The sequence below is a fragment of the Saccharopolyspora erythraea genome, from assembly GCF_018141105.1.
Lineage (GTDB): Bacteria > Actinomycetota > Actinomycetes > Mycobacteriales > Pseudonocardiaceae > Saccharopolyspora_D > Saccharopolyspora_D erythraea_A.
Map to the genome: position 1 here is coordinate 7,672,468 of NZ_CP054839.1, position 12,522 is coordinate 7,684,989.

The 12,522-nt window shown below is 71.0% G+C and carries 8 protein-coding genes; 3 read left to right on the forward strand and 5 right to left on the reverse strand.

Annotated features, from left to right (window positions below; genetic code table 11):
- Positions 1-9 precede the first annotated feature (9 nt).
- Both HUO13_RS34455 and HUO13_RS34460 read right to left on the reverse strand, forming a co-directional pair.
- The gene (locus HUO13_RS34455) at positions 10-2,724 is read right to left on the reverse strand and encodes a type VII secretion system-associated protein (protein ID WP_211899033.1); all 2,715 of its coding nucleotides are present in this window, start codon (positions 2,722-2,724) and stop codon (positions 10-12) included.
- A 78-nt stretch (positions 2,725-2,802) separates the two neighbouring features.
- A complete protein-coding gene (locus tag HUO13_RS34460) occupies positions 2,803-5,382 on the reverse strand; it encodes a scabin-related ADP-ribosyltransferase (RefSeq protein WP_211899034.1) in 2,580 nt (859 codons plus the stop codon).
- A gap of 1,881 nt (positions 5,383-7,263) precedes the next feature.
- Between HUO13_RS34460 and HUO13_RS34465 the strand changes: the two genes are divergently transcribed.
- Entirely contained in the window at positions 7,264-7,554 is a 291-nt protein-coding gene (locus HUO13_RS34465) for a hypothetical protein (RefSeq protein WP_211899035.1), read from the forward strand.
- 568 nt (positions 7,555-8,122) lie between these two features.
- Here HUO13_RS34465 and HUO13_RS34470 read toward each other — a convergent pair.
- Complete coding sequence (locus HUO13_RS34470; RefSeq protein WP_211899036.1) at positions 8,123-8,431, reverse strand: ESX-1 secretion-associated protein; 309 nt, start codon at positions 8,429-8,431, stop codon at positions 8,123-8,125.
- A gap of 26 nt (positions 8,432-8,457) precedes the next feature.
- Complete coding sequence (locus HUO13_RS34475; protein ID WP_211899037.1) at positions 8,458-9,030, reverse strand: YbaB/EbfC family nucleoid-associated protein; 573 nt, start codon at positions 9,028-9,030, stop codon at positions 8,458-8,460.
- Between the two features lie 288 nt (positions 9,031-9,318).
- Between HUO13_RS34475 and HUO13_RS34480 the strand changes: the two genes are divergently transcribed.
- The gene (locus HUO13_RS34480; protein ID WP_211903363.1) at positions 9,319-10,710 is read left to right on the forward strand and encodes a PLP-dependent aminotransferase family protein; all 1,392 of its coding nucleotides are present in this window, start codon (positions 9,319-9,321) and stop codon (positions 10,708-10,710) included.
- 221 nt (positions 10,711-10,931) lie between these two features.
- Here the strand turns inward: HUO13_RS34480 and HUO13_RS34485 are convergent, their stop codons facing one another.
- A complete protein-coding gene (locus tag HUO13_RS34485; RefSeq protein WP_211899038.1) occupies positions 10,932-11,801 on the reverse strand; it encodes an alpha/beta fold hydrolase in 870 nt (289 codons plus the stop codon).
- A 228-nt stretch (positions 11,802-12,029) separates the two neighbouring features.
- On the opposite strand from HUO13_RS34485, the gene HUO13_RS34490 reads away from it, so the two are divergent.
- The gene (locus HUO13_RS34490; RefSeq protein ID WP_211899039.1) at positions 12,030-12,467 is read left to right on the forward strand and encodes a DUF6319 family protein; all 438 of its coding nucleotides are present in this window, start codon (positions 12,030-12,032) and stop codon (positions 12,465-12,467) included.
- Positions 12,468-12,522: the final 55 nt, after the last annotated feature.

A 12,522-nucleotide genomic window follows, 5' to 3' on the forward strand; every position in this document is an offset into this window, starting at 1 on the left:
CCTGTCGGGTCACCAAGCGGGGTAACGCCTGCTCCACGCCGGGTCGGTCGGCGCACCGGGGCTGAACTCGGCCAGCGCGTCCCGCGCCAGGGTGTGGATCACGTCGTGCAGTTCCAGCTTTTCAAGCCACTCCGGAGGAATGGCCTGGTTTCCGTAGATCGCCCCCGCAATGTTGCCGCACACGATGCCGGTGGAGTCGGAGTCCCCCGAGTGGTTCACCGACAAGAGGAGTGCGCTCGGCAGATCGCCGGTGGCCAGGACGGCGTAGAGCCCGATGGCGAGCGCCTCCTCACCGACCCAGCCCTCGCCGAGGGTCTGCTTCAGCTCCTCCGGCGACACCGGGCCCCTGCCGCCAAGGTCCACTGCCGCGTCCAGCGACCGCAGCTGCTCTTCGTGCTCGGGCCAGCGGATCAGCAGCTCCCGGGCGACGCGCACGCTGTCTGCCAGCGGCACGGACCGGATCAGCTGGTGCACGACGACGGCGAGCACGCCCGCGGAGAGGAACCCGCTGGGGTGGCTGTGGGTCAGGGCGGCGGTGTCGACGGCGGCCTTGAACACCTCGGCCGGGTCGTTGGACCACACCGCCACCGGCGCGGCGCGCATGACGCCGCCACAGCCCTTGGAGTCGTTGATCCGGTGCCGCGGCGTGGCGTGCTGGTGCGTCTGCGCGAAGTTCGCCAGGGCCGACATGCAGGTGTTGCCCGGCGCCCGCGGGCTGAACAGCTCGCGGTTGGTGACCAGCCACCCGTCCGGCTGCGCCAGGTGCCGCGCGTAGGGGCCTGCCGCCCGCTCCCACGGCTGGTTCTGCGTGTGGTACCAGCGCTGGTAGGCGTGCTGCACCTCGGGCACCGGATCGCTGTCGACCGGCTTGATCCGCCGCGCCACATGCGCCCGGATCAGCCCTTCGAGCGTGAACAGCATCATCTGGGTGTCGTCGGAGATGTGGGCGAGCCCGTCCCGCAACACCGGCCCGGTCACCCCGTCCGGCCCGTGGTGCCGCCGGATCATCTCGATGTCGTTGAACTCGATCGCATACCCCAGCGCGTCCCCCATCGCCCCGGCCAGCATGCTCCCGAGGAACCGCTCGTGGGCATTGGGCTGCGGTGGTCGGTCGCTCGCACCCTGCTGCACAACATGCGCCGTACCGGCATCGAGACGGGAAGGGACGGGGAAGCGTCGACGCCACTCGGCGTCGTCCCACCGTTCGGTCCGCGGCCCGTCCTCGAACTCCATCCCGAAGTCCACGAACACCTGTCCACGAGGGTCAGGATCCGGCGAACTCGATGCTGCGGCGTCGTCCTCGTCCTCAAGGTCCAACATCACATCGTTCGACGAGCGCAGAACTCCCGACAACTGCCCGGTGAGCAGTCCCAGCAGGGGGGCATTCGCCGCGGCTCGTGCGACGACGCGCAGTGAGCTCGTGAACGATGCGGTGCCCCGTACCGCCGCCACGGCGGCGTTGAACAACTCCGCCACCGAGAATCCGTCGCCCACCAGGGCCGACACCCGCGTCTCGTCGAGAACGTCCGCGGCGCCGGCGGCGGGGAACTCGAACGCCGTACGCGAAAGCAACGCGCGCAACCGCTGGGCAGCCGGCTCCGGACGCGCGCGAAGAGCCTCGATCAGCGCGAACAAGGCGCGGCCGAACGGATCGCCGGAAACGATCCTGTGCAGCATCGCGGTGTGCGCGGCGGCCGTCACCCGTGCTTCCTCGTCGAGGTCCCACTGCCTCGACATGGCGAGGACCAGCTCCAGCTTCTCGCCTGCGCTGTGGGTCTCCGGTGACATGGCGAGACCCGCGCAGAACGACACAGCCCAATCCAGACGAGGCAATGTGGAATCGTCGGTGGGTAAACGGACCTCTTGCAGCTCGAGCTCCACCCCCTGGCGTCGCGCTGTGCTCAGGGAGATCAGCAGTTCGATACCGCGCACGGTCTGCTCGACGAACGGGTCGATGCCCGATCTGGTCCGCCAATGGACAGCGCGCCGGAAAACGGTCGGCTCGCTGACGTCTTGCGACGGCTCCGACGTGGCAACGGCACCAGCCGCTACCCCGGCGCTGCCGCCGTGGACCAAGCCGAAGAGGAACGCCAGCGGAAAGGTGCCCCACGGCGCGTCGCTGCCAGCGGTGTCGGGTGCCGCTCCATCGGGATCGCGGTTGGCGGCCCGATCGCCCCAGCTCTGGAGAGCGCCCAGCGGCAACCGCACGGATACCGGGCTCGACGGGTCGAGCACGATCTCCACCTGCGCGGACATCGTCGCGAGGGTCCGCCCCGACAGCTCGACGGTCTTCGCCGTTTCGGGAACCAGATGCGGGGAGCTGTAGACGATGACGTTGGCGGGGCCGTCGCCTCGATCGACGACCGCGACCCCGGTGCCCTTCTCGTCGGCGGCAGCGAGCACCGTGCCTTCGACGAGCTTCTCGGCAAGCCTGTCTTCCGATCCGTAGCCGGTGGCGGTGAGCTGCACCAACATTTCCAGCTCGGTGCGTGGTGCCCGGAACCCCATGGCTACCGGGGAGGGCCGGTACTGCGGGTTCGGCTGGAAGTTCTCGTCGAACTCGCCGTCCGGCCCGATCCGGTACCAACCCGCGATCCCCCACGCGGGCACCTCACCGTTCGGGTCGAAAAACGGGTCGATCACGTAGTGCCACGAGTCCGGCGTCTGCTTCGCGGCAGCTCGCATCTCCGGCGTGATGGCGTGGATCGGGGGCCTGTCCGTCATCGGTTGCACACATTTCCGCTAGTTGCTAAGTCGCCGACTTCCACTCGAGGCGGACCACCACTCGGCGCTCGGTCCAGATCAGCCGGCACCGGGGGGCACGAAGTCGGCGAACCGCTCGCGAGGGATCCAGGTGACGGTCTCGTCCCCCGAACTGGTTCGTTCGATCATGAATGCGCCGGTTATGTAACGGGCGTCCACCCCACCGGCGAAGGCGATCTCCTGCTCGCCACCATAGATGCGGTTGTCCATGCTCCGGTTCACGTTGAGCCCGCCGGGCGCCTCCATCGCGTAGACGAAGTCCACGTTCCCGGGGCCCCGGACGATCGACCGCTTCATGGTCTCGCGGAGGTCGGTCGAGGTCGACACGAAGTGCGACCACTCGTTGAGGTCGACGTGGCGGTAGAGATCGTAGCCGTGCCCTTCGTGAGTGTCCGGGCGTTCTCGCGGACGGAAGCCACCGTCGGCCAGGATCTCCGCGGGGGACCTCCTGTCATGCCGGTAGACCGGTCCGAAGCCTTCCTGGATCCGCAGGTTCGGGTTCGCGGCGTGCAAGGCCTGCGCGTCGAGCCCCGTCGGGTCGGGCGCCGCGGCGAACTCCCGCGACCCGAGGTCGCTCGGTCGGTCGACGAGCGGCACACCGTACTCCTCGGCGAGCCGGGCGAGCCGGGGGTAGTCGGCAGCGGAGACCTTGTCCGGCGGCACCGGACTCTGGTTGAAGACCTCCTGCCGGAGCTTCGCCCGCTCGGCGATCCACCGGTTCTGCGGCGCCTGGCCCGCGGGCATAGGGCCCAGCTTCTCTTCAACCTGCTGCAGCAACTCGGTGCGCCGAGCCTGCGCCTTCTCGCGGATCATTTCCACGCGCTCGTCGAAGGTCGGGCGCTGATCGGTACCTGGGTCCGCAGGGCTCCCATCCCGATGCGGCGCGTGTACCTCACTCGCTGGTGCTTGCTGCGGCCGATCGGACTCGCTGGCACGTACGCGGTCCGGCGCCTCCGGACCGTGCCCGGGTCCCGTCCGTGGCGTGGAAGGTTCTGGTGCGCCGACCTTGGGGCCACTGACGTCCAAAGGCGGTGTGGCGCTCCTCGGTGATGCCTGCCCGGTCACGGGACGCCCACTGGGTACCTCGGATGACGTTGTGGACCGAGGTGGCACGGCATCAACCGGTTGCTGGTGAGCGGCCGGCGGTTGCACCGGCTGTTGACGCGGAGGAGGCGTTGCAGCGGCAGGACGCACGTCGGCTTGTCGCGGTGGAGTGCCGCCGTGCTGCGGAGTTCGCTCGTATCCGTGATGGGGTGGCTGACCGCCCTCGGCGTTCCGCGGTGGCTGAGCGGCAGGCGCCGCGGGGTGCGCCTGCTGCCCGGGCGTATGCGGCGTCAGTTGCTGGTTCGGCGCCTGTGGAGACGTCGGCCCAGGGGGAGTCGGTGTGCGAGTGCTCGGCACGAACTGCCCGTTGCCGTTGACGTATCCGAGAGGTTCCAGTCGCTGCGTATGGGGGTTGAACCGCGCGAGGTCGTGGTACTGGCTCCCGTCGAAGTGGACCGGGACCCAGCGGCCCGCGTCGTCGGTGCGGCCGTGGGCGATCCAGCGCCCGCGGTCGTCGAAGTGGCCGTTCGGGACCAGGCGGCCGTTGGGCTCGACGTGGCCGGGGACCCAGCGGCCCTGGGCGTCGACCTGGCCGTGCGGGTGCCACCTGCCGTAGGCGTCGATGTGGGCGTGGGGCACGAACTCGCCGCTTGGCGAGATGTGTCCGGGGATGTCGGTGCCGTAGGCGTCCTTGCGGTGGTGGATACCTGAGAAACGCGGGCCGCCCGGGTGGTGGAACTCCTTCGGGGCCTGCGGATGGTCGGGAGGGATACCGCGGCGGACGGCGTCTTGGGCTTGGGCGCCGTGTTTGACCCATTGCGGGTCGTGACCCGGCGGGAAGGGGCTGTCGTGGACGGCCTTGGTGCCGTCAGGGCTGTGGCTGACCCACTGGCCCGGGTCGTCGAAGTGCGGTTGCGGCGCGCCGGAGGAGTCGACGTCGAAGGACGCCCTGTCCCCACTGGCGTACATGTTGCCGTAGTTGTCGACCCATGCGTCGGTCTTGGGCGCCAGCACCTCGACGCCGAGTTCTTTCGACAGTTGCTCGGCGAAGTTCGGGCTGCCGTCGGGTGTGTCGGCGCCCGTCCTGCACGACAGCAGCCGGATCGGCTCGCCCTGCCTGTAGCCCGGCGAAGCCTTGATGACCTCGGCGAGTTCCTTGGCGCTGATGTCGTGACCGCCGAACTTCACGCCGGTCGGACTGCCGTGGACCTCGACGGTGAAGCGCTTCGGATCCGGCATCGCCGTACCGATCCGCTGCGCCCGCACGTCGGGCACCGGGGCATCGTGCTTGCGGATCAGCGACAGCCCGGCCTGGTTCAGCTGGATGTCGAAGCGGTCGTTGCCCAGCCTCGCCTTGAGGTCGTCGGGCAGCTTCGGAGGACGCGTGTGCCCCAGGTGCCGTGCGTACTCGTGGTGCCAGGGGTTCTCCGGCGGTTCCTCCGCCGCCATCGACTCCGTCGTGGAACGCGGCGGCACCTCCGGCTCGGGTGTCGAGGACGGGGGCTGGGATGTGTCGGCGGCCGGGGGCCGGTGGTAGCCGAGCGACTCGGCGCGGATCTTGGCGTCCTCGGCCATCCTCCGCTGCCAGCCGGGACCGAAGTGCGGCTCACCGTGGCCCTTGATGTGGCCGAAGTCGGTCGGCTTGACGCCCGCCCACGGGTAGTGGTCGGGCTCGGCGGCGACCCGGCGGTCGGGGGCATCGGGGCGGGAAGTGGCGGAGTGGGGGCTGTTGGTGCGCGGGCCGTCGGGACGCGGAGCGTCGGGACGCGGAGCATTGGCCTGCGGGGCGCCCGGGCGGGAAGCGTCCGGGCGGGAAGCGTCGGGACGCGACGCACCGGGCCGAGGGGCATCGGTACGTGGCGCGTCAGGGCGGGGTCCGTTCGAGTTGGGAGCGTCCGGGCGCGGGGCGCCCGGGCGAGGTGAGTTCGGGGCAGGGCCGCCCGGACGGTGGGAGTCCGGCCGCGGCCCGCCCGGCCGCTGGCCGGGCGCCGCCGGCCGCGGCCACCGCGCTGGCCAGCAGCAGGTTGAGGTAGCCGTGGTGCGTGAAGCCGGTGCCCGCGTCGCGGTGGCGAACGGCGTGGTGCAGTCCGGCGGTGGCCTTGAACGGAACAGTCCGGGCCCGCCGGCCCGCGCCCGCGGGGGCTGTCCGGGCCCGCCGGGGCGCGCCCGGCTGCGCCGGGGCTTCCCGGCGTCCCGGTCCAGCCGCCACCGGTGCCGGGACGCGATCCGCGTCCGGCCGGAGGTGCGCCACCGGCTGAGGGCGCGCCTCCCGCCGGACCGCCCGCAGGGGTGCCGCCCATGGCGTTGCCCGCCCCGGGCCCGGAGGGTTGGTCGGTGCGTGGCGCGGACGGTGGGGGCGTGGAAGAGCCGAGGTCGGGCCGAGCCGGTGCATCCACATTGGACGCCGTTGTAGCGGCGGGTCCGTCTGGCCGCCGGGGCGCATCCGGACCCGTAGGAGCGCCTCCAGCGGATGGAGCAGCCCCAGCGCTCGGAGATGAGCCGGGATGAGGAGAAGAAGAGCCGGAGTGAGGAGAAGAGCCGGAACCAGGGGAAGAGCCAGAGCCCGGCGACGAACCAGAGTCAGCGGACGTACCAGAGCCCGGCGACGAACCGGAGACAGGCGAAGAACCGGAATCAGGAGAGAAACCGGCGCTGGGAGAGGCACCGGCTACCGGGGAAGTCCCCGTACCGGGCGAGGAGTCGACGCCGCCGGATGCACGCGGGCTTTCGGGAGACGCGGCCGCACTCGGCGCTTCCGGGGTGGAGCGGGTGGATTGCCCAGCCTCAGGGCTCGGCCCCGCACCCCGACCGTCGGCGGTCGAACCCCGGCCAGGAGCCTCTGGCGCGGAGCCGCCGCTCTGACTGTCCGGGGTGCTCTGCGGTCCGCCGGTGTCGCGTCCGAACGAGTTCGTCGAGGATGGCGAGTCTCCGTCGGGGTGGGCGGAGCTGTTGCCGACGCCCGACCCCGGCCCATCACCAGACCCCGGCCCATCACCAGACGCCGGCCCACCACCAGACGCCGAACCGTCACCCGACCCCGGGCCATCACCGGACCCCGGATCACCACCGGATCGCGGAGACTCATCGGATCGCGGCGAGTCACCAGCCCCCGAACCAACACCTGAGTCCGAACCATCACCGGCCCCCGGGCCATCACCGGACCCCGAGCCAGGACCCGACCCCGTGCCCGGCGCGTCGGCCGCGCCCACAGCACCGCCGCCATCCCCGGCACCGTCCGCACCGGCGCCATCCCCGGCACCGCCGCCGTCCGCAGCACCGCCACCGGCGCCGTCCCCACTACCGGCACCGCTACCTGCGCCGCCACCGCCACCGGAGCCATCGCCGTCACCGTCACCACCGCCGGGGGCGTCCGGGCCGCCGAACTTCGCCTGGTGCTTGCCGACGATGTCGGTGCCCAGGACGTCGTCGACCTTGCCCCAGCTCTTCTCGGCGAGCTTGTCGGCCATCTTGCCGGGTACGTCGATCTTGTCGGCGACCTTGCCCGCCCACTGCGCCGCGTTCCCCACCTTGTCGGCGACCGGCTTGGTCAGCTTGCCGAGGGCCTTCATGACCTCGCCGAACACCTCGGCCATGCGGGCCAGCTTCGGCGCCACGTTGCTGATCGTCTTGATCAGCTTCTGCACGATGTCGGCGATCTTGGCGACGGTCTTGCCGATGAACGCGACCGCCTGCGGCACCACCCACGCCAGCGACGCGATGGGCGGGAGCAGCGCTTCGAGCGCGTAGGTGATCAGCCGGGAGATGCAGTCGGCCACCAGGTCGCGGACGAACTCCCGGACGAAGGAGACGACCTCGCCCATGATCGTCACGACGGTGCTGATGGTCCCCGCCAGCTCGGCCGCGGCGTTGAGCGCCTGCCCCTTCTCGGCGGCGTGCGCGCGGTAGGCGTCACCGGCCGCGCCGGTCCAGCCCGCGGTGTCGGCCGCCGTCGCGGCGGCGTAGGAGGCGGCGGCCTCGCCGACCGCCTCGGAGACCTTCGTCCAGGTGGCCCCGTACGCCTTGACTCCGTCAGGGTCGCCTGCGAACCAGTCCAGCGCCTCCTTCAGGGGTTCCACGTGCTCGATGAGCCAGGACAGCCCGTAGGAGAGCAGGGTGCCGACGGGGTCGACGGCGAGGCTGACGCCCTCCATCACCATGCCGCCCCAGGCGAAGCCCGACTCCACCCAGCTGGAGCCGTCGTTGAGGCTGCTGACGTCGTGGTAGGACTCCAGGATCCCGACGCCCTTGAAGCCGTCCGGGGTCGCGTTGGGGTCCTTGGGCAGGGTGCTCTCGGTGACGACGAGCGGGTTGTCGGTCATCGGCCCAGCTCGCCGAGCATGCTGGAGTTGTCGTCGTCGACGGCCTGGTACTCCTCGGCGGTGGCGCGGACGTTGTCGGCGACCTCCCGCATGGCCTCCACTGCCTTGCGCAACGTCTCGACGCCGTTCTGCTCCACCGACTCGATCATGAACGCGAAGGGCTGGCAGAGGATCCCGTAGGCGTCGTTGTTCAGCGTGACCTCCTGCGAGGCGTCGACGGCCGTGCCGAGCCGGTCGACCACACCGTCCACCTTGGACGCGTGGGCGCGCAGTCCCTCGATGACGACGTTCATCTCATCGGCCACGACGGCCTCCCCCCGAATGCGAAAGATCAGCGCAGGAACGAACCGCTTCCGTAGTCCTCGTCGAAGTCGTCGTCCGGCCGCCTGCGCTGGGGCGGTCGCGACGGGGCCTGCCCGGGCGCCTGGCGCGGCGGCGCGGGTCGCGACGGCGGCTCGTGGTCGTCCTCGACGCGGTAGTCCATCTCTTGGACTCCCGTGTGCCGCGAGCGCACCTGGTCGTCCTGGTCTTCCTCCGGGGGTTCCGGGAACCGCGCCCTGAGCTGACCGACGATGTGCTGTCCCGCGGAGTCGTCAGAGCCGACGGTGTCGGCGACCGCCCGCTCCATCAGCTCCGGGATGCGTGACTGGGCGACCCGCAGGGTGCGCATGATCTCCGCCGACAGTTGCGACATCGGCCGGGCGGAGGCGCTCTCGGCGATCTGGATCCCGGTCAGGATGCCGTTGGAGGCGACGGTGAGCTCGACGGTGCCGTCGCGGGAGGACTCGGTGACCGAGATCTGCTCGACCTGCTCGCTCATCCGGTTGAACTTCTCGGCACGTTCCGTGGCTCGTTCCTGCCACTCCCGGACCATGCGCTCGGTCGCGCTGGTGTCCCCGAACATGCCCCACGCTCTTCCGTCGTCGCCGAACTCCGGTTGCGGCAGAGAACGCTACCAATCCGATCAACGAAGGCCGGCGGGTTCCCGGAGATCGCACTGTATCCGTCGTCACCCACCTTCGGAGCAATGCGGCGCGGCCGGCACGACCAGCGGGCGACGGGCGACGGGCGACGGGCGGAAACGAGCACGGCCAACCGCCGGCGACCAGAAGCACCTCGGTTGCCGCACCGGCTGCTCGCGCGACTCACGCTGGTGCGCCGCCGGGCTTGGGTAGGGTCCGGTCCCGTGAGGATGTCGCGGTCCAGTCCCCAGCTCGACCTGCACCTGGACTGGGACGGCCGGGCGGACAGCCGCGGGCTCGCAGCCGCGCTGCGCACTGCGATCCGCGACGGAAGGCTCCCGGCGGGCAGCCGGGTCCCTTCGACGCGCGCCCTCGCCCAGGACTTCGGCATCGCGCGCGGCACGGTCACCCGCGCTTACGAACAACTCGTCGTGGAGGGGTTCCTGCTGTCCAGGCAGGGCGCGCCGACGACCGTCGCGGCCCGGTTGGGCGACCCGGACGACGTGGAGGACGTGCCGCCGACCGCGGACTGGTCGGTCCCGCACTGGGACTTCCGGCCCGGCCGGCCGAACCTGAGCGCGTTCCCGCGCCGAGACTGGCTCGCCGCGGGCAGGCGCGCCATGCGCGACGCCTCCCCCGGCGACCTCGACTACGGCGACGTGCAGGGACACCCGGCGCTGCGGGAGGCCCTGGCCGACTACCTGGGCCGGGTGCGGGCGGTGGTGACCACACCGGATCGGATCGTCATATGCAACGGCTACAGCCAAGCGTTGTGGCTGCTCAGCAAGGCCCTTCAGGACATGGGCCGGGACGCGGTCGACTTCGAGGACCCTTCGCTGCCACAACTGCGCGCCATCCCGGCCAGCCTCGGGCTCACCGTGCGGGGCGTGCCCGTCGACGAAGGCGGCATCGACGTCTCGGCGCTGCGCGGTGACGCCGTGGTGGTCACGCCCGCGCACCAGTTCCCGCTCGGCACCACCATGGGGTCGGCCCGCCGCACCGAACTCGTGCGCAGCGCGAAGACCGGCGAGCGGCTGGTCGTCGAGGACGACTACGACGGCGAGTTCCGGTTCGACCGGCAGCCAGTGGGGTCGCTGCAAGGGATGGCGCCCAACCACGTCGCATACGCGGGCACCGCGAGCAAGACGCTCGCACCCGCACTGCGGCTGGCGTGGCTGGTGCTGCCGCCGCACCTGGTGGAACGGGTGCGGACGCACAAGCGGCACGGCGGACTGCACGCGCCGATGCTCGAACAGCTCACGCTTGCCGAGCTGATCCGTTCCGGGGCCTACGACCAGCACGTGCGCCGCTCGAGGGCGACCTACCGGTGGCGGCGGGAACGGCTGCTCGAAGCGCTCGACGGGCTGCGACTGCGTCACGTGCCGTTCCCGGCGGCCATCGATGCCGGTCTGCACCTGACCATCCAGCTCGACCCCGAGGGGCCGGCGGAGCAGGAGGTGCTGGCCAGGGCCCGCAAGCGCTCGGTCGACTTCGACCTGTTGGGGCCGTGCTGGGCCACGCGCGGCGAGCACCCGGCGGGAGTGGTGATCGGCTACGCCGCCCCGGCGGACGACGCCTTCCGGCCCGGACTGGACGTGCTCATGGAGGTCCTGGACCGCTAGGTTCTGTTTCACAAGCGGCGCAGCCGCTTGCGGTGTGGGACTCAGCCCGACCACCCGCCGGGTTCTCAGCCGTCGTCTCGCGAGGACAATTTCGACGCCGCGTATCGGACATACATCAGTCGGAGATCCCGGAGCGAGAAGGCGGCTGAGGTTCCGCCAGGCGACCCACTACGCGAACCACATCCGAAACACGTCCTAGAGGCGCCGCCCGAGTGGTGTCGCTAGGACTCGTCCGTCGCCGCGGTAACCGGGGCGGGCTTGCCGAAGAACCGCAGGAGCCTGCGGTTGACGTCGGCGGCGTTGCCGGTGGGCACGCCGTGATGGCTGACTCCGGGCAGCACGCCGGTTTCCACGTGCGGCACGACCCGGCGGGCGCGGGCGATGAGCTTGCGGATGTCGTGGGCCTTGCTGTTCTCGGCGACCAGCACCAGCGTGGGTACCGACAGCTCGGCCGGCTTCGGGTTCGGCTTGATGACCACCTTCGCGCCGACGAACGACGCCGCCAGCGCCTGGATCTCCAGGCATGCCGGGTCCATCGGCGCTCCGCCAGTCTCCCAGCGCAGGAAGTCGCGGGTCCGCTTCGCGTTCGGCCACAGCATCGGGACGGCGCGCATCAGGTAGGAGAGCTTCCACCGGGCGAAGCAGGCCGTCGGATCCAGCAGCGCCAGCTGGTCCACTCTGGACGAGTACAGGGCGTAGTGCAGCGCGATCCACGCCCCGTAGGAGTGCCCGCACATGCGGGCCCGGTCGACCTCCAGGTGGTCCAGCACCGCGTCCAGCCACGCCATCAGGTCGGCAAGCGCCGTGATCGGCCGGCCGTCGTGGACGCTGCGGCCCGCGTCGCCGATCTGGTCGACGGCGTAGACCCGGTGGCTGCGGCTGAGCTCCCCGACGTTGGCGAACCACACCATCGACGTCGTCCCGGCACCGTGCAGCAGGAACAGCGGAGGTCCGTCGCCGCACGCGTGGACCCGGGTGCTGCCGTAGGGCGTCGGGACGTCGAGCGCCTCCACGTCGTCGGGCCACCGGGCGAGTACCGAGTCGTACACCGCGGAGAAAGCGGCCTCGCACTCTGCTGTCGGGAACGCCATGACTCACCTCGATCATCGCTGCTCTCGCTGATGGATAGTACGGCCGGGAGCGCGATGATCAGGGATTTCCGCGTGCGGGTCGGACGCGGGCGCCGGTCCGCGCCCGTTGAACGCGTTCCCTGGCGACGCCACCATCGGGGAGGCCCAGTATCTTGACTCGCCGCGACCACCAAATCAGGGAACACCTGTTCTATTCTGAGCCGCGCCGGTGACATCGAGGGAGAAACGTTGAGCGAACAGGAAACAGGTCAGGAGCAGACCGCGGGGACCGACCAGGACACCGCCGAGGCGGGCTCGGAGTCGAGCCAGGCTCCGGCGGCCGAGTCCGCGGCGGCCGAGGCCGCCGACTCCGCGCCGAAGAAGCCGCGTGCCCGCAAGCAGAGCACCGCCAAGAAGACCCGCACGGTCGAGCTGACGCTGACCGTGACGGGTACCGCCGAAGGTGAGTGGCAGGCCGACCTGCTGCACCAGGGCAAGCGCGTCGTGCAGGGCCTGCAGGTGCCGGCCGCCGCGGTGTCCAAGGCCGCCGCCGAGCTGCACTCCGACATCTCCGAGGCGATCGACGGCGTGATCAGCGCCGCCCGCGAACAGCACGAGGCCAAGCTCGCCGAGCTGGAGGCCGAGGTCGAGCGGGTCCGCAAGGCCCTGGCCGAGCTCGAGGGCTGAATCCAGCAACACCCAGGCCCGTGGGGCCTTCCGGTCGCGGACGCCGGGAGGCCCC

What these genes read in the sequence shown, in the direction of transcription:
- HUO13_RS34455 (WP_211899033.1), bottom strand. Translation starts at nt 2,724, where the DNA reads ATGACGGACAGGCCCCCGATCCACGCCATCACGCCGGAGATGCGAGCT.
- HUO13_RS34460 (WP_211899034.1), bottom strand. Translation starts at nt 5,382, where the DNA reads ATGGCCGAGGACGCCAAGATCCGCGCCGAGTCGCTCGGCTACCACCGG.
- HUO13_RS34475 (WP_211899037.1), bottom strand. Translation starts at nt 9,030, where the DNA reads ATGTTCGGGGACACCAGCGCGACCGAGCGCATGGTCCGGGAGTGGCAG.
- HUO13_RS34480 (WP_211903363.1), top strand. Translation starts at nt 9,319, where the DNA reads ATGTCGCGGTCCAGTCCCCAGCTCGACCTGCACCTGGACTGGGACGGC.
- HUO13_RS34485 (WP_211899038.1), bottom strand. Translation starts at nt 11,801, where the DNA reads ATGGCGTTCCCGACAGCAGAGTGCGAGGCCGCTTTCTCCGCGGTGTAC.